Source organism: Streptomyces sp. NPDC007905 (assembly GCF_042959345.1).
Lineage (GTDB): Bacteria > Actinomycetota > Actinomycetes > Streptomycetales > Streptomycetaceae > Streptomyces.
In genome coordinates this window covers 123,829-148,495 of sequence record NZ_JBIBKS010000020.1, presented here as the reverse complement: position 1 = coordinate 148,495, position 24,667 = coordinate 123,829, and the positions used below count along the sequence as shown (strand labels likewise).

21 protein-coding genes are annotated in these 24,667 nt (G+C 71.1%); 17 read left to right on the top strand and 4 right to left on the bottom strand.

Features of this window, described 5'->3' with window-relative positions; translation table 11 throughout:
• Positions 1-103 precede the first annotated feature (103 nt).
• From ACFZDC_RS31115 to ACFZDC_RS31105, 3 genes are all read left to right on the top strand, one after another.
• Positions 104-667 carry an SAV_6107 family HEPN domain-containing protein gene (locus ACFZDC_RS31115; RefSeq protein WP_391329117.1) on the top strand — a complete coding sequence of 188 codons (564 nt, stop codon included), beginning with the start codon at positions 104-106 and terminating at the stop codon, positions 665-667.
• 180 nt (positions 668-847) lie between these two features.
• Positions 848-1,618, top strand: a complete 771-nt coding sequence (locus tag ACFZDC_RS31110) for a methyltransferase (RefSeq protein WP_391329116.1) — start codon at positions 848-850, stop codon at positions 1,616-1,618.
• A 278-nt stretch (positions 1,619-1,896) separates the two neighbouring features.
• A complete protein-coding gene (locus ACFZDC_RS31105; RefSeq protein ID WP_391329115.1) occupies positions 1,897-2,280 on the top strand; it encodes a DUF3040 domain-containing protein in 384 nt (127 codons plus the stop codon).
• 123 nt (positions 2,281-2,403) lie between these two features.
• Here the strand turns inward: ACFZDC_RS31105 and ACFZDC_RS31100 are convergent, their stop codons facing one another.
• The 4 genes from ACFZDC_RS31100 to ACFZDC_RS31085 all read right to left on the bottom strand — a co-directional run bounded on the left by ACFZDC_RS31100 (position 2,404) and on the right by ACFZDC_RS31085 (position 8,088).
• Complete coding sequence (locus ACFZDC_RS31100) at positions 2,404-4,788, bottom strand: transglutaminaseTgpA domain-containing protein (protein WP_391329114.1); 2,385 nt, start codon at positions 4,786-4,788, stop codon at positions 2,404-2,406.
• Entirely contained in the window at positions 4,785-6,146 is a 1,362-nt protein-coding gene (locus ACFZDC_RS31095) for a DUF58 domain-containing protein (RefSeq protein ID WP_391329113.1), read from the bottom strand. The genes ACFZDC_RS31100 and ACFZDC_RS31095 overlap by 4 nt, the downstream gene beginning before the upstream one ends.
• The gene (locus ACFZDC_RS31090) at positions 6,146-7,186 is read right to left on the bottom strand and encodes an AAA family ATPase (protein WP_391329112.1); all 1,041 of its coding nucleotides are present in this window, start codon (positions 7,184-7,186) and stop codon (positions 6,146-6,148) included. The genes ACFZDC_RS31095 and ACFZDC_RS31090 overlap by 1 nt, the downstream gene beginning before the upstream one ends.
• Positions 7,187-7,476: 290 nt before the next feature.
• A complete protein-coding gene (locus ACFZDC_RS31085; RefSeq protein WP_391329111.1) occupies positions 7,477-8,088 on the bottom strand; it encodes a carbonic anhydrase in 612 nt (203 codons plus the stop codon).
• Between the two features lie 354 nt (positions 8,089-8,442).
• Here ACFZDC_RS31085 and rsmH point away from each other — a divergent pair, with 354 nt between their 5' ends.
• From rsmH to ACFZDC_RS31015, 14 genes are all read left to right on the top strand, one after another.
• Positions 8,443-9,399: a 16S rRNA (cytosine(1402)-N(4))-methyltransferase RsmH gene (gene rsmH, locus ACFZDC_RS31080; RefSeq protein WP_391329110.1), complete on the top strand. Its 957-nt coding sequence runs from the start codon at positions 8,443-8,445 to the stop codon at positions 9,397-9,399.
• Between the two features lie 63 nt (positions 9,400-9,462).
• On the top strand, positions 9,463-10,038 hold the full coding sequence (locus ACFZDC_RS31075) for a septum formation initiator family protein (RefSeq protein WP_391329109.1): 576 nt from the start codon (positions 9,463-9,465) through the stop codon (positions 10,036-10,038).
• 5 nt (positions 10,039-10,043) lie between these two features.
• Complete coding sequence (locus ACFZDC_RS31070) at positions 10,044-12,008, top strand: penicillin-binding transpeptidase domain-containing protein (RefSeq protein WP_391329108.1); 1,965 nt, start codon at positions 10,044-10,046, stop codon at positions 12,006-12,008.
• Between the two features lie 35 nt (positions 12,009-12,043).
• Positions 12,044-13,699 (top strand): UDP-N-acetylmuramoyl-L-alanyl-D-glutamate--2,6-diaminopimelate ligase, encoded by a 1,656-nt coding sequence (locus ACFZDC_RS31065; RefSeq protein ID WP_391329107.1) that lies wholly within the window; start codon positions 12,044-12,046, stop codon positions 13,697-13,699.
• 4 nt (positions 13,700-13,703) lie between these two features.
• Positions 13,704-15,110, top strand: coding sequence for a UDP-N-acetylmuramoyl-tripeptide--D-alanyl-D-alanine ligase (gene murF / locus ACFZDC_RS31060; RefSeq protein WP_391329106.1), 1,407 nt, complete (start codon positions 13,704-13,706; stop codon positions 15,108-15,110).
• A complete protein-coding gene (gene mraY, locus ACFZDC_RS31055; protein WP_391329135.1) occupies positions 15,110-16,180 on the top strand; it encodes a phospho-N-acetylmuramoyl-pentapeptide-transferase in 1,071 nt (356 codons plus the stop codon). The genes murF and mraY overlap by 1 nt, the downstream gene beginning before the upstream one ends.
• On the top strand, positions 16,162-17,604 hold the full coding sequence (murD, locus tag ACFZDC_RS31050; protein ID WP_391329105.1) for a UDP-N-acetylmuramoyl-L-alanine--D-glutamate ligase: 1,443 nt from the start codon (positions 16,162-16,164) through the stop codon (positions 17,602-17,604). The genes mraY and murD overlap by 19 nt, the downstream gene beginning before the upstream one ends.
• 67 nt (positions 17,605-17,671) lie before the next feature.
• Complete coding sequence (gene ftsW / locus ACFZDC_RS31045) at positions 17,672-19,033, top strand: putative lipid II flippase FtsW (protein ID WP_391329104.1); 1,362 nt, start codon at positions 17,672-17,674, stop codon at positions 19,031-19,033.
• A gap of 6 nt (positions 19,034-19,039) precedes the next feature.
• The gene (murG, locus tag ACFZDC_RS31040; RefSeq protein ID WP_391329103.1) at positions 19,040-20,128 is read left to right on the top strand and encodes an undecaprenyldiphospho-muramoylpentapeptide beta-N-acetylglucosaminyltransferase; all 1,089 of its coding nucleotides are present in this window, start codon (positions 19,040-19,042) and stop codon (positions 20,126-20,128) included.
• A gap of 26 nt (positions 20,129-20,154) precedes the next feature.
• Positions 20,155-20,946, top strand: a complete 792-nt coding sequence (locus ACFZDC_RS31035; RefSeq protein ID WP_391329102.1) for an FtsQ-type POTRA domain-containing protein — start codon at positions 20,155-20,157, stop codon at positions 20,944-20,946.
• Between the two features lie 278 nt (positions 20,947-21,224).
• On the top strand, positions 21,225-22,430 hold the full coding sequence (gene ftsZ / locus ACFZDC_RS31030; RefSeq protein ID WP_391329101.1) for a cell division protein FtsZ: 1,206 nt from the start codon (positions 21,225-21,227) through the stop codon (positions 22,428-22,430).
• Positions 22,427-23,155, top strand: a complete 729-nt coding sequence (gene pgeF / locus ACFZDC_RS31025; protein WP_391329100.1) for a peptidoglycan editing factor PgeF — start codon at positions 22,427-22,429, stop codon at positions 23,153-23,155. Before ftsZ ends, pgeF begins: the two co-directional genes overlap by 4 nt.
• Positions 23,156-23,161: 6 nt before the next feature.
• Complete coding sequence (locus ACFZDC_RS31020; RefSeq protein WP_391329099.1) at positions 23,162-23,881, top strand: YggS family pyridoxal phosphate-dependent enzyme; 720 nt, start codon at positions 23,162-23,164, stop codon at positions 23,879-23,881.
• A 127-nt stretch (positions 23,882-24,008) separates the two neighbouring features.
• Positions 24,009-24,650, top strand: a complete 642-nt coding sequence (locus ACFZDC_RS31015) for a cell division protein SepF (RefSeq protein WP_391329098.1) — start codon at positions 24,009-24,011, stop codon at positions 24,648-24,650.
• Positions 24,651-24,667: the final 17 nt, after the last annotated feature.

The following is a 24,667-nucleotide window of genomic DNA, read 5'->3' as shown; positions in this document are numbered from 1 at the left end:
ACGATCGAGGCAAAGGCCCAGGTCAGAACGGATTGTCAGTGCCATACCTCACGATGGGCACATACGGCACCCGTGCCGTCACCCAGACGACAGGAGGTTCGTCATGGCCAATCCGTCCGCAGCCGCCGCCCGCCGGCGCAGCGCCACCGGCCCTGCCCCCTCACTGACCGGCCCGGCGAGCGATGTGCACCCCGTGCTCCGCCGGGCCACGGCCCCGCCCGCCGTTCTCGACCTGCTCGCCCAGGCCCGCGCCGGACTCGAGGAGGCCGACCGCCTGGAAACGCCCAACGAGCGCTATGCGACGGCCCACCTCGCGGCCCTGCGCACCGCTGCCGCCGTGCTGGCAGCCCGCGGCCGCCCGGAGACCTCCACGCGCCGCCGGGCCCGCATCCGCAGTGCCTGGGAGGTGCTTCCCGAGATCGCCCCCGAACTGACCGAGTGGAGCGCGCTCTTCGCCTCCGGTGCCGCCCGCCGCGCCCGCGCCGAGGCGGGCATCCAGGGGGCGGCCGGGCAGCGGGACGCCGACGACCTGATACGCGACGTGGCGATGTTCATCCGCCTCGTCGAGCGCATGCTGGTGCTCCAGCCCGTCCTGCCCCAGCCCCGCCAGGACACCGACGAGCCGCCGGGCCCGAGAGCCCGCGGTGACCTCCCGGACGCGGGCTGACCTCCGGTCGTCCGCCGTACGAGACGGACACGGCCGCGCCCCACCGCGATGACCGGCTGCGGCACCGGAGGCAATAGGGTGGAGGCGCCTGAAGCCTTCCTCCTCCCGCACCCGGGCCGGGGAGGCATCCCGTTCGCGCCGCCGGGCAACAGGCGGTGCCGCGCCGAGGAGTCAACTGACGTGTCGGACCCGATGCGCCCCCGCGCCTCTCTCCGTACCGCCGTGGTCTGGGAGGTCCTCCAGGACGCCCTCGACCACCGGGTCAAGGCCACGGGTCGGGACGCGCTGGACGTGCTCGACACCGGAGGTGGCAGCGGCAACTTCGCCGTGCCCCTCGCCCGCCTCGGCCACCGCGTCACCGTCGTCGACCCCAGCCCGAACGCCCTGTTCGCGCTGGAGCGCCGCGCCGCCGAGGCCGGCGTCGCCGACCGGGTCAAGGGCGTCCAGGGCGACGCCCACGGCCTGTTCGACGTGGTCGAGCGCGGCGGCTACGACGCCGTGCTGTGCCACGGCGTCCTCGAGTACGTCGACGACCCCGCCGAGGGCGTCCGCAACGCGGTGGCCGCGCTGCGCTCCGAGGGCGTCCTCAGCCTGCTCGCCGCCGGTCTCGGCGGTGCCGTCCTCGCCCGGGCCCTCGCCGGTCATTTCAAGGAGGCCAAGCAGGCCCTGGAGGACCCGGAGGGCCGCTGGGGCGCCGGCGACCCGATGCCGCGCCGCTTCACCGCCGAGCAGCTCACCGCGCTGGTCGAGAGCGCGGGCCTGAGGATCGGCGCCGTGCACGGCGTACGGGTCTTCGCCGACCTGGTGCCCGGCGTCCTGGTGGACACCGAGCCCGGAGCCCTCGACGCGCTGCTCAAGCTGGAGGCCGCCGCGGCCGAACTGCCCGCGTTCCACTCCGTGGCCACCCAGCTCCATGTCCTCGGCCGGACGCGAGGTGCGGCGGAGGTCTGAGCGCCTCGCGGGGCCTGCCGCTGATCAGGGGCTTGGCAGCAGATGGAGTACGCCACAAGACCCCCGATCGAGCGGTTTGCGCCGTATGATCGAGGTACACCGTCCGGCATGACGGGTCGGCCGTCGGGGAATGGAAGCCTCAGCGAGCCGGGACGTCCATGGCGGAATCCCGGTTGGCCTGTTGGCGTAGAGGGGCGGGTTTCACGGGGGGCGATTCCCTGCCTATCCTGAAGGGACCCCCCGGGTCGCCCCGGCGACTGCACGATGAGGAGGACTCCGTGCCGCTCTCGGAGCACGAGCAGCGCATGCTCGAGCAAATGGAGCGAGCGCTGTACGCCGAAGATCCCAAGTTCGCTTCGGCGCTTGAGGGAAACGGGCTGCGGACGTACACCCGGCGGCGGGTCTACCAGGCGGTTGCGGGCTTCCTCGTAGGTATCGCGCTCCTCATGGCCGGAATGGTCGCACAGCAGATCTGGGTCAGTGTGGTGGGCTTCCTCGTCATGCTGGGCTGCGCCGTACTCGCCGTCACGGGCTGGCGCAAGGCCCCCAAGCCGGGCGAACAGCCCGTGGGCGCCGCTCGCCGCCAGGTACGGCAGAAGCGCTCCGTGATGGACCGCATCGAGCAGCGCTGGCAGCGCCGCCGGGACGAGCAAGGGCACTGAGCGACCCGCGGTTCCGGCAGACACCAGTAGACATACGCGAGGGGGTGACCACCGGCCGGTGGTCACCCCCTCACGGATGTCACGGGCCGGCGGGACGTCCGGGCCCCGCCGCCGGCCCCGGACTCAACCCTGCTGCTCCGAAGGCCTGCGCAGCGTCGGCCGGGCCGCCACCGCACGCGCCCTGAGTGCCGTCCACCGGGCCGACACCGCCCACAGCACCCGCACCGCGGAGCGCGGCGCGAACAGCGCCCGCAGCCGTGTCCGCCCGCTCACCGTGCCGTTCAGGGCGGCGATGACCCGCCGCACGTCCTCGGCCAGGCCCGCCACCGGACGCGGCCGGGGCGCGTACAGCACCTGCTCCAGCGCGTCCGCCACCCGGTGCACCGCGGCACCGGCCACCGGGTCGAGATGCCCCAGCCTGACGAGCCGGGCGGCCGCCTTGCGCGGGGTCTGCGACTCGTCCGGCAGGATGCCGAGGTCCCAGGCGCTGTCGATCAGCTCCTGCCAGGCCGCCAGGGTGTGCGCCGCCGCGCCCTGTTCGGTCCGGGCGTGTCCGCCGAGCCGTACCGACCGCAGGCGCGCCCGCCACAGCATCGGCAGCAGCGGGATCGCCAGGACGGCCAGGGCGGCGAGGCCCAGCAGTCCGTAGCCCAGCAGGCGCCAGACGCCGCCGCCACCGCTGTGCGGCGCCGCCGCCGCGGACGGGCTGTCGCACGCCTGGAGCTCGTGCAACTGGGCCGCGCAGCTCTCGCTCGGCGAGGCCGCCGCCGAGGGCGCCGACGACGCGTTCTTGGACGGCAGCGCCTCGTCCGGCGCGGAACTGCCGGGGGTGTCCGACTGCGTGTACGACGGCACGGTGCCCCGGGTCGGGGTCGGCTCGAAGCGGGTCCAGCCCACGCCCTCGAAGTACAGCTCGGGCCAGGCGTGCGCGTCCTTCAGCATCACGGAGACCGTGCCGTCCGCCTGCGGGGTCCCGGGCGCGAACCCCACCGCGACCCGGGCAGGGATGCCGAGCGTGCGGGCCATCGCCGCCATCGCGAAGGAGAAGTGGACACAGAAGCCCTGCTTCTTCCTCAGGAAGTTCGCGATCGCGTCCGGACCGCGGCCGACCTCCACCCGGGTGTCGTACTGGAAGCCTCCGTTGACGGCGAAGTAGTCCTGGAGCTTGACGGCTTCCTCGTAGCGGCTCGCCGAGCCCGCGGTGATCTCCTCGGCGGTCCGGGCCACCACCTTCGGCAGCTTGGACGGCACCTTGGTGTACTCGCGCTTCAGGACCGCCGGCGGCTGCGCCGCGGCGGCCAGCTGCCTGGCGGTCGGCTGCACGTCCAGGCTCTTGACCTGGTAGGTCTCACCGCGTGTGTTCTGCCCGTGGTCACCGACGAGGGTCATGCCGACGGGCTCGTACCGCCAGTTGCCGCTGATCCGCACCCCGTTCGGCGGATACGGCATCGGCAACCAGTCCTGCGCGTACCAGTCCGCCGCCGTCACCGTCGTCTTCACGGTGGTGCGCTTGATCTGCGCGCCCAGGCCGATGGGCGTCGGGAAGACGTCCGGCACCTCGACGATGTGCCGCTGCGACGGCTTCCAGGTGGTGCCGTCGAAGTCGTCCAGGGAGACGATCCGCAGATACATGTCCGAGAGATCGTCGGAACTGGTCTTCAGGGACAGCACCTGGCGGTCGTTCTCCACGTTCAGGCTGTCGCGCAGTGACACCAGCGGGTTGACCGCGGAGATCGTGCCACCGTTCCCGTTGCCCGCGCCGACACCCGCTCCGGCGCCGTCCAGCAGTCCGCCCCGCATCGCGGGCAGGGCGAGCGGCGCCACCAGGGCGACGCCGAGGGCGACCGCGCCGATCCGGCGTCCGGTGCGCACCGGGGCGACCGCGCCGCTCTCCGGGTCGCCGGGGGCGGGGGCGGCGCCACCGAAGACGCGGCCCCACTGGGCCAGCCGGTCGCGGCCCTCGGCCAGCAGCAGCATCAGATAGCCGGCCGCCGCGACCAGGAACCACAGCCAGTCGGCGCCGGCGGACAGCCCGGCGGCCACCGAGTACAGGGCCAGCAGCGGCAGTCCGGCCGGGGCCGCGCTGCGGAAGGTCACCGCGAGCGTGTCCACCAGCAGGCCGATCAGCAGGACACCGCCGATCAGCATCAGCTTGATGCCGTCGGTGAGCGGTGCCGGTATCGCGTACCGGCTGACGTCGTCCGAGCCCTGCTGGAGCAGGTCGGCGAAGTGCCGGAAGGTGCCGGGGCCGGGGACGAACCCGATGATCGCCTGCTCCCGGGCGAAGACCAGGGTCAGCAGCATCAGCGTGACCAGGACCTGCGCCGCCACGGTCAGCGCCCGCGGCAGCGGCACCCGCCGGGCCGCCGCCCCCACACCGGTCTGCACGGCGATCAGCACGACCGCCTGCAACAGCCACGTGGACCGGTCGACCAGGGGCAGCAGTGCGCACGAGGCCATCAGCGTGGCCGCGGCGGCCCACAGGGCCAGTCGTGCCCGCCCGCTCATCCCAGTGCCTCCCCGCTCACGGCGGTCAGGCCCGAGCGTTCCCGGTCCGCCTGCCGCCACAGATCGTTCAGCGAGGCGCCACGCGGCACGCTCAGCGCCGTCCAGCCCGCCTCGCGCAGCATGCGCAGCCACTCCGCGTGCCGGTCGCCCGGGCCCGGCACATCGGTCGCCTCCCGCACCCAGGCGTCGGGGTCCAGCACGAAGGCCACCGCGCCGCCGCTGCGTTGGCGCATCTTGGCGACCACCGCCGCCTGCTCCTCGTCCAGGTCGCCCAGGAAGGCGACCAGCAGTCCCTCGTTCCCGCCGCGCAGCAGGTCGTACGCCCGGGACAGGCCCGTGCCGTCCGAGTGGTCGATCACCGCCAGGGTGTCCATCATCAGTCCGGCCGCGTCCGCGGTCTCCTGGCCGGCGCCGGCGAACCCGTCGGCGCCCTCCCCGGGCACCGAGCTGCCGTTGTCCGTCAGCAGACGCACCGCGAAGCCCCGCTCGAGCATGTGCACCAGGACCGAAGCGGTGCCGGAGACGGCCCACTCGAAGGCCGAGTCCGGGCCCGCGCCCTCATAACCGATGCCCCGGGTGTCCAGCAGGACCGTGCAGCGCGAGCGCCGCGGCTGCTCCTCGCGGCGCACCATCAGCTCGCCGTAGCGCGCGGTGGAGCGCCAGTGCACGCGCCGCAGGTCGTCGCCGTAGCGGTAACCGCGCGGGATCACGTCGTCCTCGCCCGCCAGGGCCAGGGAGCGCTGCCGCCCGTCGCCGTACCCCTTGGCCTCGCCGCTGAACCGGACCGGCGCCAGCGGCTCCACGCGCGGGATGACCGTCAGCGTGTCGTACGTGGAGAAGGAGCGGGTCAGCTCGCACATCCCGAACGGGTCGGTCAGCCGCAGTTGCAGGGGGCCCAGCGGATAGCGGCCGCGCAGGTCCGAACGGACCCGGTAGGACACCTCGCGGCGGCCGCCCGGCTCCACCCGGTCCAGCACGAAGCGTGGCCGGGGCCCGAGGACGTAGGGCACCCGGTCCTGGAGCATCAGCAGGCCCGTGGGCAGCCGGGAGACGTTGTCCATCCGCAGGTGCACCCGGGCCTCACTGCCGGCGGGCAGGCGCGCGGGGGAGAGCCGGCGGCTGCCGGCCACCCGGTGGCGGGTGCGGTAGAGCACGGTCGCGCAGAGCAGGGGCAGCACGGCCAGCAGCAGGCCGACCCGCAGCAGATCGCTCTGGCCCAGCACGTACGCGCAGATCGCGGCCGCGATCCCGGCGGCCAGGAAGGAACGCCCGCGGGTGGTCAGCCCCGCCAGGGCCGTCCGGACCCCGCCCCCCTCCCCGTGGCCGGTCTCCGCCTGCCCCGTCCCGCCGGCGCTCATCACAGACTCCGCGGCGGCTGCTGGGGGTAGGACGGGATGGTACGGGCCAGACCGCCGAAGCCGCGCTGCTGCTGCGGTCCCGCGGGCACCGGGGTGTGCTGCAGGATCTCCAGCACCACCTGTTCGGCCGTGCGGCGGTTGCGCTGTGCCTGGGCGGTGGGCAGCAGCCGGTGGGCGAGGACGGCGACGGCGAGCGCCTGTACGTCGTCCGGCAGCGCGTACTCCCGGCCGCCGAGGGCGGCGGAGGCCTTGGCCGCGCGCAGCAGGTGCAGCGTCGCACGCGGGGAGGCGCCGAGCCGGAGGTCGGGGTGCGTGCGCGTGGCCGCGACCAGCTCGACCGCGTACCGCCGCACCGCCTCGGAGACGTGCACCCCGCGCACCGCCTCGATCAGCTTCACGATCTCGTGCGCGTGCGCCACCGGCTGCAGGTCCTCCAGCGGGGAGACCCCGCCGTGCACGTCCAGCATCTGCAGCTCGGCCTCGACACTCGGGTAGCCGACGGAGACCCGGGCCATGAAGCGGTCGCGCTGGGCCTCGGGCAGCGGATAGGTGCCCTCCATCTCCACCGGGTTCTGCGTGGCCACCACCATGAAGGGACTGGGCAGTTCGTAGGTCTGCCCGTCGATGGTGACCTGCCGCTCCTCCATGGACTCCAGCAGCGCCGACTGGGTCTTGGGCGAGGCGCGGTTGATCTCGTCGCCGATCACGATCTGCGCGAAGATGGCGCCCGGCTTGAACTCGAAGTCCCGGCGCTGCTGGTCCCAGATGGACACGCCCGTGATGTCCGAGGGCAGCAGGTCGGGCGTGAACTGGATGCGCCGCACCGAGCAGTCGATGGACCGCGCCAGCGCCTTCGCGAGCATCGTCTTGCCCACCCCGGGGACGTCCTCGATCAACAGGTGTCCCTCGGCGAGCAGTACGGTCAGCGAAAGCCGTACGACCTCGGGCTTGCCCTCGATCACACCCTCCACCGAACCGCGGACACGCTCCACGGTGGCAGTCAGATCAGTGAGGCTCGATCGATCGTCATAGGTCGTCACCCGGCCCTCCTCGGCCCGTTCTTACTCGGGCCGCCGCTCTGCGATGCGAAACCGGCCCACCCCGAAAACACGGACACCGCACGGAAAAGGTTCCGCACGACGCCACACCCCGCATTCTTGCTGCCGTTACCGATTCGTGTCACTCGACTGTGGACAACTGCCCGCACTATGTCGGTCTTACGGCCTTTTCGACTGGCGTTTTCGATGAGGCGCGACGGCATGTCTCCGCCGGACGGGGTGTTGGGGCGGGCCGGCGAGCCCGGCCGGGGCCGGGCCCGGTTCGAGCCGGATCAGGCCGGGTCGACCTCGCGCAGCAGGCCCGTGCGCACGTCGAAGACGAAGCCGCGTACGTCGTCGGTGTGCAGCAGGAACGGCGAGGTGCGTACCCGCTGCATGGACTGGCGCACGTCCTGGTCGACGTCCCGGAAGGACTCCACCGCCCACGCCGGACGCTGGCCGACCTCCATCTCCAGTTCGCTGCGGAAGTCCTCGGTGAGGGCCTCCAGACCGCAGCCGGTGTGGTGGATCAGCACGATGCTGCGGGTGCCGAGCTTGCGCTGGCTGATGGTCAGGGAGCGGATCACGTCGTCGGTCACCACACCGCCCGCGTTGCGGATGGTGTGGCAGTCGCCCAGTTGCAGGCCGAGCGCGGCGTGCAGGTCGAGGCGGGCGTCCATGCATGCCACCACGGCCACGTGCAGGACGGGACGGGCGTCCATCCCCGGATCGGTGAAGGCGGAGGCGTAGCGTTCGTTGGCCTCCACCAGCCGGTCAGTCACGGAGCCATCGGTGGTTATGGCGCCTTCGGATCCAGTGGGCACTGCTGCTGAAGTCGTCATAGTGCTGACGTTACTGGTCACCGGCGGTTCCGGCCTGCTGTGAGAGCGGACAAAAAACGCCATCGTGGCTTGTTGTGAGCTAACCCACACGGAGTGCAAACATGGGCCGGGCGGGTGAATTCGTTCGAATTGCGGTCGGCGCCAGTATGCGGTACGCGACGCGCAGGCCGGTTGATTGACCGCGAGACGGGGTGGACTAAAGTGACGCGAAGCGGGAGGCGCGGCTCTTCCTGCTGGTGAAACCCCGGAGACCCGGCACAACGTCCGGACCGTCTCCCCACGTGCGCGGCGCGTACGTACGGCTCGGCCTCCTCCCGCTCCCGGTCGGCTGACGCTTCCGGCGCCGGCAGGCCTCCCCTTCACAGAGCGGGCGGGGACCCGGCGGTGCGTACGGCCCGCCGGAACTGAGAGGCCCCCTTGAGCAAGAGTCGACACGTCCCGGTGATGCTCCAGCGGTGCCTGGATCTGCTGGCGCCCGCGCTGGAGCGGCCGGGAGCGGTGGTCGTCGACTGCACCCTCGGCCTCGGCGGCCACAGCGAGGCGCTGCTGACCCGGTTCCCCGAGGCGCGGCTGATCGGCCTCGACCGGGACAAGGAGGCACTGCGGCTGTCCGGGGAACGGCTCGCCCCCTTCGGCGACCGCGCCACCCTCGTGCACGCCGTCTACGACGAGCTGCCCGACGTCCTGCGCAGGCTCGGCATCGCGCGCGTGCAGGGCGTGCTGTTCGACCTCGGGGTCTCCTCCATGCAACTGGACGAGGCCGACCGGGGCTTCGCCTACGCCCAGGACGCTCCCCTCGACATGCGCATGGACCAGACCAGTGGTATCAGTGCCGCCGAGGTCCTCAACACCTATCCGGCGGGTGAGCTGGTGCGGATCCTGCGCGCGTACGGCGAGGAGAAGCAGGCCAAGCGGATCGTCTCCGTGATCGTCCGGGAGCGGGAGAAGGAGCCGTTCAGCAACAGCGCGCGGCTCGTCGAGCTGATCCGGGACGCGCTGCCGCAGGCCGCCAAGCGCACCGGGGGCAACCCGGCCAAGCGCACCTTCCAGGCGCTGCGTATCGAGGTCAACGGTGAACTGTCCGTCCTGGAGCGGGCGATCCCGGCCGCGGTGAAGGCCCTCGGCGTCGGCGGACGCATCGCCGTGCTGTCGTACCACTCGCTCGAGGACCGGCTGGTGAAGCAGGTGTTGGCGGCCGGCGCCGCGAACACCGCGCCGCCCGGGCTGCCGGTCGTGCCCGAGCGCTACCAGCCGCGGCTCAAGCTGCTCACGCGCGGTGCCGAACTTCCCACCGAGGAAGAGGTCGCCGAGAACCGCAGGGCCGCCCCGGCCAGGCTACGGGGCGCCGAGCGCATCAGGGAGGACGCCGAGTGAGCGAATCGGGTCGGTTGGGTTTCCGGACTCACCCGTCGGCGCGCCGGAGCCACCGGAGGTCCAGTGAGTAGGAAACCCGAACTGAAGGGGAGGGCCGCCCGGCTTGCCCGGCTCTTCCCGGTCCGCCGCGCCCGGGCGGCCCGCGCCCCGTTCGTCCTCCTCGTCGTCCTGCTGCTCGGCGGCGGCCTCATCGGGCTGCTGGTCCTGAACTCCGCTCTCAGCGAAGGCTCGTTCAAACTCGACGACCTGCAGAAGCGGACGAAGAACCTCACCGACGAGGAACAGGCCCTCCAGCGGGACATCGACGGCTACTCGTCCCCCGACGCCCTTCAGCGCCGCGCCCTCGAACTCGGCATGGTCCCCGGCGGTGACCCGGCCTTCCTCGGCCCCGGCGGCACCGTCAAGGGCGTACCGAACGCAGCCAGTCCCGAGCCCGCCTCCCTCACCGGGCCGATCGCCCCGGAGGCCCTCTTTCCGGCCGCCGGCCCCTCCGCGGCACCCTCGGTCACGCTGCAGCCCCCCGCCACCCCCATCCCCACTCCCTCGGCCCCGGCACCGGCCCAGGGGACCGACCCGCCGGCGGTCGTGGCGCCGCCCACCACCCTCCAGCCCGCCCCCACCCCGACCCCCGGCAGGTGACGGAAGTGTCCGACAGGGAACCGCCGCGCCGCCGCGTGCCCGGCCCCGCGAAGCCTCCCCGTCCGAGGGGCGCCGTCCGGCGCCAGTCCGGGCCCGGCGCCCGTCCGGCCCGCCGGCCGAGCGGGTACCGGCCGCCGCCCGCGCCCGTCCTGCGGCTCAGCAGCCCTCGTCCCCGGCTGCGCATGGTCGGCCTCGCGCTCACCCTGGTGCTGCTCGCCTTCGTCGTACGGCTGCTGCAGGTCCAGGCCGTCGACGCCAGCGCGTACGCCGCCAAGGCCGAGCAGAACCGGTATGTCGTGCACACCCTGGCCGCCGAGCGCGGCGGGATCACCGACCGCAACGGCGTGGCCCTCGCCATCAGCGAGGACGCGTACGACATCACGGCCGACCCGACGATGTTCACCGCCAAGCAGCTGAAGATCGGCAACGGGCCCGAGCAGGCCGCCGCGCTGCTCGCGCCGATCCTGGGCCAGGACCAGGCCACGATCGTCAAGAAGCTCAGGCCCGCGAACAGGCTGTCGCGCTACGCCCGGCTCGCCACCCGCCAGACCCCGCAGGTCTGGAAGCAGATCAAGGACCTGAAGACCGCGCTCGGCAAGAAGGCCGAGACCGACAAGAGCACGGCCAACGTGCTCGCCGGCGTCTTCGCCGACCCCAGCAGCCAGCGCGTATACCCGAACGGCGACCTCGCCGCCGGGATACTGGGCTGGGTCAACGCCGACGGCCAGGGCGGCGGCGGCATCGAGCAGGAACTGAACAAGCAGCTGGCCGGCAAGGACGGCAAGCTCCGTTACGCCCAGTCCGGCGGGCGCGAGGTGCCCACGGCGGGATCGAGGGAGACGCCCGCCGTGCCCGGTTCCGACGTCGAACTCACCATCGACCGCGACATCCAGTGGGCCGCCCAGAACGCCATCACCGAGCAGGTGAAGAAGTCCAACGCGGACCGCGGCTACGTCATCGTCCAGGACACCCGTACCGGCGAGATCCTGGCCATGGCCAACTCGCCGGGCTTCGACCCGAACGACCTGGCGAAGGCCGACGGGGAGGCCATGGGCAACGCGGCCGTCCAGGACACCTACGAGCCCGGCTCCACCGCCAAGGTGATGGCGATGGCGGCCGTGCTGGAGCAGAACGCGGCCACGCCGCTCACGCACGTCGTCGTACCGAACCGGCTGCACCGCGGCGACCGGCTCTTCCAGGACGACGTCGACCACGCCACCAGGTACCTCACCCTCAACGGTGTGCTCGCCAAGTCCAGCAACATCGGCACCATCCTCGCCACCGGCCAGCTCGGCAGGACCCAGCCCGAGGCCAACAAGGTCCTCTACTCGTACCTGCGCAGGTTCGGCATCGGCAGCGCCACCGGGCTCGGCTTCCCCGGCGAGACCAAGGGCATCCTCGCGCCCGCCGACAAGTGGTCCACGTCGCAGCAGTACACGATCCCTTTCGGCCAGGGCTTCTCCCTCAGCGCCATGCAGGCCGCCTCCGTGTACTCGACGATCGCCAACGGCGGTGTCCGCGTCGAGCCCACCCTGGTGCGCGGTACCAAGGGCGCCGACGGGCGTTTCGCCCCCGCCCCGCAGCCCAAGAAGACCCGCGTGGTCAGCGAGAGGACCGCGAAGGCCCTCGCCCAGATGCTGGAGTCCGTAGTGGACGACGAGCAGGGCACCGGCATCAAGGCCCGCATCCCGGGGTACCGGGTCGCGGGCAAGACCGGCACGGCCAACCGCGTGGATCCGGCCACCGGCCGCTACCGCGGCTACACCTCGTCCTTCGCCGGATTCGCACCCGCGGACAATCCGCGGATCACCGTCTACTGCGCGATCCAGAACGCCACGTCCGGCAGTTACTTCGGCGGCCAGATCTGCGGCCCGATCTACAAGCAGGTGATGGAGTTCGCCCTGAAGACCCTCCAGATTCCGCCGACGGGGGCGAAGCCCGCGAACCTGCCCGTCGCCTACAAGCCCTGATCAGCACACACGGAAAGACCACCAGGAACCAAGCCGTGACAACGATCACCCCGAAACCCGGGAACCAGGGCACCCCGAGCCCCTCACTTCGCTCCGGAGCGGGTGCGCCCGGTACGCTCACCGCCGTGCCACACGCTGATCAGTCCCAAACCACCCAGAAGGGCGCTTCCGTGACATATCCGGGACCGCCGCGACCGGTTCAGGCCTCCGCCACACCCCTCGCGGAACTGGCCGATCAGCTGGGTGCCGCCGCTCCGGGCGACGCCGCCGAGGTCACGGGGATCACCCACGACTCGCGCGCCGTCCGCCCCGGCGACCTGTACGCCGCCCTGCCGGGCGCCCGCCTGCACGGCGCCGACTTCGTCACCCAGGCCGCCGGCCTCGGCGCGGTCGCCGTGCTGACCGATCCGACGGGCGCCGAACGCGCCGCCGCGACCGGGCTGCCGGTCCTGGTCGTGGACGACCCGCGCGCGCGGATGGGTGAACTGGCGGCGACGATCTACGGCCGCCCCGGCCGCGACCTGCTGCAGATCGGCATCACCGGCACCTCCGGCAAGACCACCACGGCCTATCTGGTCGAGGGCGGTCTGAAGACCACGCGCACCACCGGTCTCATCGGCACCGTCGAGATGCGCATCGGCGAGGAGCGCATCAAGTCCGAGCGCACCACTCCCGAAGCCACCGACCTGCAGGCGCTGTTCGCCGTCATGCGCGAACGCGGTGTCGAGGCGGTCGCCATGGAGGTCTCCAGCCACGCCCTGGTCCTCGGCCGGGTCGACGGCTGCGTCTTCGACATCGCCGTGTTCACCAACCTCAGCCCGGAACACATGGAGTTCCACTCCGACATGGAGGACTACTTCCGGGCCAAGGCACAGCTGTTCACGCCGAAACGCAGCAGAATCGGTGTGATCAACACCGACGACGAGTACGGCCGCCGGCTCGCCGGGGAGGCGACCGTCCCGGTCGTCACCTTCTCCGCCGAGGGCCACCCCGACGCCGACTGGCGTGCCCAGGACGTCCAGGTCGGTCCCATGGACTCGACGTTCACCGTCGTCGGCCCCCGGGGCGAGCGCATCCACGCCAAGTCGCCCCTGCCGGGCCCCTTCAACGTGGCCAACACCCTCGCCGCCGTCGTCGCCCTCGCGGTGGCCGGACTCGACCCGCAGACCGCCGCCGACGGCATCGCCGCCGTGCCGGGAGTCCCCGGCCGCCTGGAGCGTGTCGACGCCGGTCAGTCCTACCTCGCGGTCGTCGACTACGCCCACAAGACCGACGCGGTCGAGTCGGTGCTCAAGGCGCTGCGCAAGGTCACCAAGGGCCGCCTGCACGTGGTCCTCGGCTGCGGCGGCGACCGCGACCGGACCAAGCGCGCCCCGATGGGCGCCGCCGTGGCCCGGCTCGCCGACACGGCCGTACTGACCTCCGACAACCCCCGCTCCGAGGACCCCCTCGCGATCCTCGCGACCATGCTCCAGGGCGCGGCCTCCGTGCCCGTGCACGAGCGCGGCGAGGTGCTCCTCTTCGAGGACCGGGCCGCCGCGATCGCCGCCGCCGTGGGCCGCGCCGCCCCAGGCGACACCGTGCTGGTCGCGGGCAAGGGCCACGAGCAGGGCCAGGACATCGCCGGCGTGGTCCGTCCCTTCGACGACCGCCAGGTGCTTCGCGAAGCTATCCAGAAGACCCAGGGATGAACTTGTGATCGCCCTCTCCCTCGCCGAGATCGCAGCAGTCGTCGGCGGGCAGACGCACGACATACCGGATCCGTCCGTCCAGGTCACGGGACCGGTCGTCCGGGACTCCCGGGAGGTCCGGCAAGGCAGCCTCTTCGTCGCCTTCGTCGGCGAGCGCGCCGACGGCCACGACTACGCGCAGGCGGTCGTCCAAGCCGGTGCGGTGGCCGTGCTGGCGTCCCGGCCCGTCGGCGTGCCCGCGATCGTGGTCGAGGACGTCCAGACCGCCCTCGGCGCCCTCGCCCGCCATGTCGTACGACGGCTCGGCGCGACCCTCGTCGCCCTGACCGGCTCGGCCGGCAAGACCAGCACCAAGGACCTGATCGCCCAGGTGCTCCAGCGCAAGGCGCCGACCGTGTTCACGCCCGGCTCGCTCAACAACGAGATCGGGTTGCCCCTGACCGCCCTGTCCGCCACCGAGGAAACGCGCTTCCTCGTGCTGGAGATGGGTGCCCGCGGCATCGGCCACATCCGCTACCTCACCGATCTGACCCCGCCCAGGGTCGGCCTGGTCCTCAACGTCGGCACCGCCCACATCGGCGAGTTCGGCGGCCGCGAGCAGATCGCGCAGGCCAAGGGCGAACTCGTAGAGGCCCTTCCGGAGGACGGCGCGGCGATCCTCAACGCGGACGACCCGCTGGTCCGGGCCATGGCCTCCCGTACCAAGGCGAAGGTGGTCCTTTTCGGAGAGTCGGCCGAAGCGGACGTACGCGCCGAGAACGTGCGACTCACGGACAGCGGACAGCCCGCCTTCAGGCTTCACACACCCTCCGGTGCAAGCGATGTGACCATGCGCCTGTACGGTGAGCACCACGTGTCGAACGCGCTCGCCGCGGCCGCCGTCGCCCATGAGCTGGGCATGTCCGTAGCTGAGATCGCCACCGCGCTCTCCGAGGCGGGCTCCCTCTCCCGCTGGCGCATGGAGGTCACCGAGCGCCCGGACGGCGTGACCATCGTCAACGACGCCTACAACGCCAACCCCGAGTCCATGCGGGCCGCTCTCAGGGCGCTCGCGGCCATGGGCAAGGGGCGCCGCACGTGGGCGGTGCTCGGCAAGATGGCCGAGCTGGGGGACGAGGCGCTCGCCGAGCACGACGCCGTCGGACGGCTCGCCGTCCGGCTCAACGTCAGCAAGCTCGTCGCGGTCGGGGGGATTGAGGCCTCCTGGTTGCAACTGGGCGCATATAACGAGGGTTCGTGGGGTGAGGAGTCGGTGCACGTGTCCGACGCACAGGCGGCGGTCGACCTGTTGCGCAGCGAGTTGCGCCCGGGGGACGTCGTACTCGTGAAGGCGTCCCGTTCGGTGGGGCTGGAGAGCGTTGCCCAGGCGCTCGTCGAGGCCGGTGCCGAGGGCGGGGTCGATGCCCGATGATGAAGCAGATCCTGTTCTCGGGCGTCATCGGCCTCTTCCTGACGCTGGTCGGCACCCCGCTGCTGATCAAGCTCCTCGCCCGCAAGGGCTACGGCCAGTACATCCGGGACGACGGCCCGCGTGAGCACGCCAGCAAGCGCGGTACGCCGACCATGGGCGGTATCGCCTTCATCCTGGCGACGATCGCCGCGTACTTCCTGAGCAAGCTCATCACCGGTTACGCCCCGACGTACTCCGGGCTGCTGGTCCTCGGCCTGATGTTCGGCATGGGTCTGGTCGGCTTCCTCGACGACTACATCAAGATCGTCAAGCGGCGGTCGCTGGGTCTGCGGGCCAAGGCGAAGATGGCCGGCCAGCTGATCGTCGGCATCGCCTTCGCCGTGCTGTCGCTGATGTTCTCCGACGCGCGCGGCAACACCCCCGCGTCCACGAAGCTGTCGTTCATCACCGACTTCGGCTGGTCGATCGGCCCGGTGCTGTTCGTGGTCTGGGCGCTGTTCATGATCCTCGCGATGTCGAACGGCGTGAACCTGACGGACGGCCTGGACGGTCTGGCCACCGGCGCCTCCGTCCTCGTCTTCGGCGCCTACACCTTCATCGGCGTCTGGCAGTTCCAGGAGTCCTGCGCCAACGCGCAGACCCTGACCAACCCGAACGCCTGCTACGAGGTGCGCGATCCGCTCGACCTCGCCGTCGTCGCCTCCGCGCTGATGGGCGCCTGCCTCGGCTTCCTGTGGTGGAACACCTCGCCCGCCAAGATCTTCATGGGTGACACCGGTTCGCTCGCCCTCGGCGGTGTTCTCACGGGCCTGGCCATCCTCTCCCGCACGGAGCTGCTGGTGGCCATCATGGGCGGCCTGTTCGTCCTCATCACCATGTCGGTCGTCATCCAGGTCGGCTCGTTCCGGCTCACAGGCAAGCGTGTCTTCCGGATGGCACCACTTCAGCACCACTTCGAACTCAAGGGCTGGTCCGAAGTCCTGGTGGTGGTCCGCTTCTGGATCATCCAGGGCATCTGTGTCATTGTCGGACTGGGCCTCTTCTACGCGGGATGGGCAGCGGACAAGTGACCTCCTCGGTGCCTTCAGGGTCCTCCGAATTCCAGGGCCGGCACGTCACCGTCGCCGGGCTCGGCGTCTCCGGCGTCCCGGCGGCGAAAGTGCTGCACGCGCGCGGGGCGATTGTCACGGTCGTCAACGACGGCGACGACGCACGCGCGCGTGAGCAGGCCGCGGAGCTCCGGGCGCTCGGCATTACGGTGCGCCTCGGCGACGGGGCGACCCTGCCCGAAGGCACCGAGCTGATCGTCACCGCGCCCGGCTGGAAGCCCGGCAAGCCGCTGTTCCTGGCGGCCGAGAAGGCGGGCGTCCCCGTCTGGGGCGACGTGGAGCTGGCCTGGCGCCTGCGGGGCCCCGACGCGGCCCCCTGGCTCGCCGTCACCGGCACCAACGGCAAGACCACCACCGTCCAAATGCTGGCGTCGATCCTGAAGGCCGCGGGCCTGCGCACGGCCGCCGTCGGCAACATCGGGGTCTCCCTGCTCGACGCGGTCCTCGGCGAGGAGCATTACGACGTTCTCGCCGTCGAGCTGTCCAGTTACCAGCTCCACTGGGCGCCCTCACTGCGCGCCCACTCCGCGGCCGTGCTGAACCTCGCCCCGGACCACCTCGACTGGCACGGCACCATGGAGGCCTACGCCGCCGACAAGGGCCGTGTCTACGAGGGCAATCGGGTCGCCTGTGTCTACAACGTGGCCGACAAGCTCACCGAGGACCTGGTGCGCGAGGCCGACGTCGAGGAGGGCTGCCGGGCCATCGGGTTCACCCTCGGCACCCCGGGGCCGTCCCAACTCGGCGTCGTGGACGGCATCCTGGTCGACCGCGCCTTCGTGGAGATGCGGCACAAGAACGCGCAGGAGCTGGCCGAGGTCTCCGACGTCAATCCGCCGGCCCCGCACAACATCGCCAATGCCCTTGCCGCCGCGGCCCTCGCACGCGCCTTCGGGGTGCCCGCCAGGGCCGTACGCGACGGTCTGAGGGCCTTCCGTCCCGACGCGCACCGCATCGCGCACGTGGCCGACATCGACGGGGTGTCCTACGTCGACGACTCCAAGGCGACCAACACCCACGCCGCGGAAGCCTCGTTGGCGGCATATGAGCCTATTGTATGGATTGCCGGCGGTCTGGCGAAGGGCGCGACCTTCGACGAACTGGTCGCCAAGTCGGCGAAGCGACTTCGCGGTGCCGTCCTGATCGGCGCCGATCGCGCCCTGATCCGCGACGCCCTCGCGCGACACGCCCCGGAAGTACCCGTCGTCGACCTCGAACGGACCGACACTGGGGCGATGCTCCAGGCGGTGACGGAAGCGAAGCGGCTCGCGCGGCCCGGTGACACGGTGCTGCTGGCCCCGGCCTGTGCCTCCATGGACATGTTCACCAACTACAACCAGCGCGGTGACGCGTTCGCGGAGGCGGTCCGCGAGCTCGGCGCCTGATCCGGCCGCCTGCCGGGCGGATCTTGGGAGGGACGCGTGGGACGGTCGACGTTCACTGGAGGCCTTGATGCCCGGTAGCCGTACGGGCCGACCGCCCGTGCAGCGGGCGTCCCGCCGTCCCGCCGTCTCCCGGCCGCAGCGCGAGAACCCCGTGCTGCGGCTCTGCACCCGTGCGCGGAAGGCCTGGGACCGCCCGCTGACCGCCTACTACCTGATCCTCGGCGGCAGCCTGCTGATCACCGTGCTGGGCTTGGTGATGGTCTACTCGGCCTCCCAGATCACGGCGTTGCAGCTGTCGCTGCCGGGGTCGTACTTCTTCCGCAAGCAGGCCCTCGCCGCCCTCATCGGCAGCGCGCTGCTGTTCGTCGCCTCCCGCATGCCGGTGAAGCTGCACCGGGCGCTGGCCTACCCGATCCTGGCCGGCGCCGTCTTCCTGATGGCCCTGGTGCAGGTCCCCGGGATAGGAGTGTCGATCAACGGCAACCAGAACTGGATCTCCCTCGGCGGCTCCTTCCAGATCCAGCCCAGCGAGTTCGGCAAGCTCGCCCTGGTGCTGTGGGGTGCGGACCTGATCGCCCGCAAACAGGAGAAGAAGCTGCTGACCCAGTGGAAGCACATGCTGGTGCCGCTAGTGCCGGTCTCCTTCCTGCTACTGGGCCTGATCATGCTCGGCGGCGACATGGGCACCGCGATCATCCTCACGGCGATCCTGTTCGGCCTGCTGTGGCTCGCGGGGGCGCCCACCCGGCTGTTCGCCGGGGTGCTGACCATCGCCACCCTGATCGGCGGAGTGCTCATCAAGACCAGCCCCAACCGCATGGCGCGGCTCGCCTGCATCGGCGCCACCGAGCCCAAGGCCGGGGTCGCCGACTGCTGGCAGGCCGTGCACGGCATCTACGCCCTCGCCTCTGGCGGACTCTTCGGATCCGGACTCGGCGCGAGTGTGGAAAAATGGGGCCAACTACCCGAAGCCCACACCGACTTCATCTTCGCCGTCACCGGTGAGGAACTGGGCCTGGCGGGGACGCTGTCGGTACTCGCCCTGTTCGCGGCTCTAGGCTATGCGGGTATCCGCGTGGCCGGACGCACGGAGGACCCCTTCGTGAGGTACGCCGCGGGAGGTGTGACCACCTGGATCACCGCCCAGGCGGTGATCAACATCGGTGCGGTGCTCGGCCTGCTGCCGATCGCCGGCGTCCCCCTCCCGCTGTTCTCCTACGGAGGGTCCGCCCTGCTGCCGACCATGTTCGCCATCGGGCTGCTGATCGCCTTCGCGCGCGACGACCCCGCTGCGCGGGCGGCGCTTGCGATGCGGCAACCTCGCTTTGGTAGAAAGCGGGCGGGAGGCTCCGGTGTCGAGCGGGGGCCTCGGAGATGGAACACGATGCGACGGCGTGCCTCGGCGGCGCGCTCGTCCGGAGAGCGGTGAATTTCGGTGCATGTCGTACTCGCCGGCGGGGGTACCGCGGGCCACATCGAGCCCGCGCTCGCCCTCGCGGACGCCCTGCGCAGGCAGGACCCGACCGTGGGCATCACGGCCCTGGGCACGGAGCGGGGCCTGGAGACCCGGCTCGTTCCGGAGCGCGGCTACGAGCTGGCGCTGATCCCCGCGGTACCGCTGCCCCGCAAGCCAACGCCCGAGCTGATCACCGTCCCGGGCCGGCTCCGCGGCACGATCAAGGCCGCCGAGCAGATCCTGGAGCGCACCAAGGCCGACTGCGTGGTCGGCTTCGGCGGCTACGTCGCCCTGCCCGGCTACCTGGCCGCCAAGCGCCTCGGTGTGCCCATCGTGATCCACGAGGCCAACGCCCGGCCCGGCCTGGCCAACAAGATCGGCTCGCGGTACGCGGCCCGGGTCGCCGTCTCCACCCCGGACAGCAAGCTGCGCGACGCCCGCTACATCGGCATCCCGCTGCGCCGCTCCATCGCCACCCTGGACCGCGCTGTCGCCCGCCCGGAGGCCCGCGCCCGCTTCGGCCTCGACCCCAACCTGCCCACGCTGCTCGTCTCCGGCGGCTCCCAGGGCGCCCGGCGTCTCAACGAGGTGGTCCAGCAGGTCGCCCCGCGGCTCCAGCAGGCCGGCATCCAGATCCTGCACGCGGTCGGCCCGAAGAACGAACTGCCGCAGGTGCACCAGATGCCGGGAATGCCGCCCTACATCCCGGTAAGTTACCTGGACCGGATGGACCTCGCGTACGCCGCGGCCGACATGATGCTCTGCCGCGCGGGCGCGATGACCGTCGCCGAACTCTCCGCCGTCGGGCTCCCGGCCGCCTACGTCCCGCTGCCCATCGGCAACGGCGAACAGCGGCTGAACGCCCAGCCGGTGGTCAAGGCCGGCGGCGGACTCCTCGTCGACGACGCGGAACTGACCCCGGAGTGGGTGCAGCACAACGTCCTGCCCGTGCTCGCCGACCCGCACCGGCTGTACGAGATGTCCCGCGCGGCCAGTGAGTTCGGCCGCCGGGACGCCGACGACCTGCTCGTCGGCATGGTGTACGAGGCGATCGCCTCGCGCCGTTAGGACCGTATGACGAAAGGGCTGTGAGCGTGGCCGGACCGACGACCGCCGAGCGCGGTGAACGCCAGCAGGAGTCGTCCGGCCCGCCGCCCCCGCGGCGGTTGCAGCCCCGCCTTCGTGTGATCGTCATCCTGGCTGTCCTCCTGGTGTTCCTCGGGGGCGGTTCCACGTGGGTGGTGTACGGCTCCGCCTGGCTGCGTCTGGAACACGTCTCGGTCTCCGGCACACGGGTGCTGACCCCCGCCGACGTACGCGAGGCCGCTTCCGTGCCGATCGGGGCGCCGCTGATTTCCGTCGACACGGATGCCATCGAAGCTCGACTTCGCCGGAAATTGCCCCGAATTGACACCGTTGATGTCGTCCGTTCCTGGCCCCATGGAATCGGCCTGAAAGTGACCGAACGCATGCCGGTGCTGCTTGTCCGAAAAACCGGGACCTTCGTCGAAGTCGACCATGAAGGTGTCCGTTTCGCTACGGTTTCGCAGGCGCCGAAAGGCGTGCCGGTGCTGGAATTGTCGGCGTCCCGGTCGGGTTCGGGTGCCGCGAGCTTCCGGCGCTTCGGCATCGACCGTCTGGTGCGCGAGGCGGTCCAGGTGGGCGCCGATCTGCCGGCCGCGGTGGCGCGGGAGACCCTGACCGTCCAAGTCCGTTCCTACGACGACATCTCGCTGGAGTTGGGCGACGGCCGCACGGTCGCATGGGGCAGTGGGGAGAGTGGCCGCGCCAAGGCACGGGCCCTCACAGCTCTCATGAAAGCAGCTCCCGGCGCGCGGCACTTCGATGTCAGTGTCCCCACCGCCCCTGCGTCATCGGGGAGTTGACGCACATCAGCGCAGGCCAGCACCCTGGTTGGGCACTGCTATGGCTGATCACATAGGGTGAAAAGAAAAACGGGAGGTTCGGCGTGTTCGTTGAACGGGCGCCACTTGTCGACTTAGTGTCCTGTTCAGAAGACTCCAGAGAACAGACACACTGGTAACCCTAAACTTCAGGGTTAGGGTTCGGGTCGGCGTTCGGACCGTCCCATTCGGCATCCGTCGTCCCGGCGCGGGGAACCGCCCGGCGGCGACAACGTAATTCGAGGCGAGAGGCCTTCGACGTGGCAGCACCGCAGAACTACCTCGCAGTCATCAAGGTCATCGGTGTCGGCGGCGGTGGTGTCAATGCCATCAACCGGATGATCGAGGTCGGTCTCAAGGGCGTCGAGTTCATCGCCATCAACACCGACGCACAGGCGCTGTTGATGAGCGACGCCGACGTGAAGCTCGACGTCGGCCGCGAGCTCACCCGCGGACTCGGCGCCGGAGCCAACCCGGCCGTCGGCCGCAAGGCCGCCGAGGACCACCGCGAGGAGATCGAGGAGGTCCTGAAGGGGGCCGACATGGTCTTCGTGACGGCCGGTGAAGGCGGCGGCACCGGCACCGGCGGGGCGCCCGTCGTGGCCAACATCGCACGCAACCTCGGCGCCCTCACCATCGGCGTGGTCACGCGCCCGTTCACCTTCGAGGGACGGCGCCGCGCCAACCAGGCCGAGGACGGCATCGCGGAACTCCGCGAAGAGGTCGACACCCTCATCGTGATCCCCAACGACCGGCTGCTGTCCATCTCGGACCGCCAGGTCTCGGTCCTGGACGCCTTCAAGTCCGCCGACCAGGTCCTGCTCTCCGGTGTCCAGGGCATCACCGACCTCATCACCACCCCCGGTCTGATCAACCTCGACTTCGCCGACGTGAAGTCGGTCATGTCCGAGGCCGGGTCGGCCCTGATGGGCATCGGCTCGGCCCGGGGCGACGACCGCGCGGTGGCCGCCGCCGAGATGGCGATCTCCTCGCCGCTGCTGGAGGCCTCCATCGACGGCGCCCGCGGTGTGCTGCTCTCCATCTCCGGCGGCTCCGACCTCGGCCTGTTCGAGATCAACGAGGCCGCCCAGCTGGTCAGCGAGGCCGCCCACCCCGAGGCCAACATCATCTTCGGCGCCGTCATCGACGACGCCCTCGGCGACGAGGTCCGGGTCACCGTGATCGCGGCCGGCTTCGACGGCGGCCAGCCGCCGTCCCGCCGGGACAACGTCCTCGGCTCGGCCTCCTCCTCGGCCCCGGGCCGCCGCGAGGAGCCCGCTCCGGTACGGCAGCCGGAGAGCCGCCCGTCCTTCGGCTCGCTCGGCAGCGTGACCCCGAAGGAGGAGCCGGAGCCGGCACCCGAGCCGGTCGCCGACATCCAGGTGGCCCCGCCGGTCCCGCCGTCGCCGCGGACCTACTCGGACAGCGCGGCCGAGGAGCTGGACGTGCCGGACTTCCTGAAGTGATAGGACAGCGCGAGAGCGTGAGCGGCGCGCACTTCGCCTTCACCGACCGGTGGGGCGGGGTGAGCGCCGCTCCGTATGAGGAGCTCAACCTCGGCGGAGCGGTCGGCGACGACCCGGGATCGGTACGCAGGAACCGGGAGCTGGCGGCGAAGTCGCTGGGGTTGGACCCCCGCCTGGTCGTCTGGATGAACCAGGTGCACGGGGCGGATGTGACCGTGGTGGACGAGCCCTGGGGAGACCGCCCGGTCCCGGAGGTCGACGCGATCGTCACCACCCGCCGGGGACTCGCCCTCGCCGTCCTCACCGCAGACTGCGTACCGGTCCTGCTGGCCGATCCGGTCGCCGGTGTGGTGGCCGCCGCCCACGCCGGGCGACCAGGCATGGTCGAGGGGGTCGTCCCCGCCGCCGTGCGGGCCATGGCCGAACTCGGTGCCGAGCCGGGCCGGATCGTCGCCCGCACCGGCCCGGCCGTCTGCGGCCGGTGCTACGAGGTGCCGGAGGCGATGCGCGCCGAAGTGGCCGTCGTCGAGCCGGCGGCGCACGCTGTAACCAGCTGGGGCACACCGGCGGTCGACGTGAGCGCCGGCGTGCACGCCCAGCTCGAGCGGCTCGGGGTGTGCGACCGGGAGCAGTCTCCGGCGTGCACGCTGGAGTCGGGCGACCACTTCTCGTACCGCCGTGACCGCACCACCGGGCGGCTCGCGGGCTATGTCTGGCTGGACTGATAGGACATGACGGACCGTAAGACCGAACTCGCCGCAAACCTGGCGAAAGTGGAGCGGCGTATCACTGCCGCCTGTACGGCGGCCGGGCGCAGGCGGGAGCAGGTGACCCTGATCGTGGTCACCAAGACCTATCCGGCGAGTGATGTGCGGATTCTGTCGGAGCTCGGTGTGCGTCATGTCGCCGAGAACCGGGACCAGGACGCGGGCCCGAAGGCCGCCGCCTGCGCGGATCTGCCCCTGAAGTGGCACTTTGTCGGCCAATTGCAGACCAATAAAGTCCGTTCTGTTGTCAGTTATGCCGATGTGGTGCAGTCCGTCGATCGTGCCCGGCTCGTCACGGCGCTGTCGAAGGAGGCCGTGCGCATCGAGCGTGAAGTGGGCTGTCTCATCCAGGTCGCGCTCGACGCCGGGGAGAGCGAGCGGGGCGAGCGCGGGGGTGTCGCGCCCGGCGGAATCGAAGAGTTGGCCGCCCTCGTGGCCGAGTCACCCGGACTACGGCTCGACGGACTGATGACCGTCGCTCCGCTCAGCGGGGAGTACGCGGGACGCGAACAGGCGGCATTCGAGCGGCTCATGGATTTGTCGACCGACCTGCGCCGAGCTCATCCGGCTGCAACCATGGTGTCCGCAGGGATGAGTGCGGACCTCGAACAGGCCGTGGCCGCCGGGGCGACACATGTGCGCGTCGGCACTGCGGTACTCGGAGTCCGCCCCAGGCTCGGGTAACGTCGCCAAGAAGTCGGACCACAGCAGAAAATATGGTCAATGCCCGCCAAGGCAGGCACACGACCACGTGGATCGCGGGCACTTGGCAGTCGTCAGCCGATCCACCACAGAGCGGAGGACTCAGAGCATGGCCGGCGCGATGCGCAAGATGGCGGTCTACCTCGGCCTCGTGGAGGACGATGGGTACGACGGCCGTGGATTCGACCCCGACGACGACTTCGAGCCCGAGCTGGACCCGGAGCCGGAGCGGGACCACCGACGGCATGAACCGTCACATCAGTCGCATGGTGCACACCAGTCCCAAAGGGACGAAGAGGTGCGAATCGTGCAACCGCCCGCGCCGCGCGAACCGCTGGCCCGTTCGACTTCGCTCACCGCGGAATCCGGACGTCCGGCGCGAATCGCGCCCGTGGCATCCATCACACAAGAACGTCAGTCCCTGGAGAAGAACGCGCCGGTGATCATGCCCAAGGTTGTGTCCGAACGAGAGCCGTACCGGATCACCACGCTTCACCCCCGGACCTACAACGAGGCCCGTACCATCGGGGAACACTTCCGTGAGGGCACCCCGGTGATCATGAATCTGACTGAGATGGATGACACAGACGCGAAGCGACTTGTCGACTTTGCGGCCGGTTTGGTGTTTGGTCTTCACGGCAGCATCGAGCGGGTGACGCAGAAGGTGTTCCTGTTGTCTCCTGCTAACGTCGATGTCACGGCGGAGGACAAGGCCCGCATCGCAGAGGGCGGGTTCTTCAACCAGAGCTGAGACGCACCACCGGAAAG

What these genes read in the sequence shown, in the direction of transcription:
- ACFZDC_RS31015 (WP_391329098.1), top strand. Translation starts at nt 24,009, where the DNA reads ATGGCCGGCGCGATGCGCAAGATGGCGGTCTACCTCGGCCTCGTGGAG.
- ftsW (WP_391329104.1), top strand. Translation starts at nt 17,672, where the DNA reads ATGCCCGGTAGCCGTACGGGCCGACCGCCCGTGCAGCGGGCGTCCCGC.
- ACFZDC_RS31100 (WP_391329114.1), bottom strand. Translation starts at nt 4,788, where the DNA reads ATGAGCGGGCGGGCACGACTGGCCCTGTGGGCCGCCGCGGCCACGCTG.
- ACFZDC_RS31020 (WP_391329099.1), top strand. Translation starts at nt 23,162, where the DNA reads ATGACGGACCGTAAGACCGAACTCGCCGCAAACCTGGCGAAAGTGGAG.
- ACFZDC_RS31095 (WP_391329113.1), bottom strand. Translation starts at nt 6,146, where the DNA reads ATGAGCGCCGGCGGGACGGGGCAGGCGGAGACCGGCCACGGGGAGGGG.
- ACFZDC_RS31115 (WP_391329117.1), top strand. Translation starts at nt 104, where the DNA reads ATGGCCAATCCGTCCGCAGCCGCCGCCCGCCGGCGCAGCGCCACCGGC.
- ACFZDC_RS31085 (WP_391329111.1), bottom strand. Translation starts at nt 8,088, where the DNA reads ATGGCGTTTTTTGTCCGCTCTCACAGCAGGCCGGAACCGCCGGTGACC.
- mraY (WP_391329135.1), top strand. Translation starts at nt 15,110, where the DNA reads ATGAAGCAGATCCTGTTCTCGGGCGTCATCGGCCTCTTCCTGACGCTG.
- murD (WP_391329105.1), top strand. Translation starts at nt 16,162, where the DNA reads ATGGGCAGCGGACAAGTGACCTCCTCGGTGCCTTCAGGGTCCTCCGAA.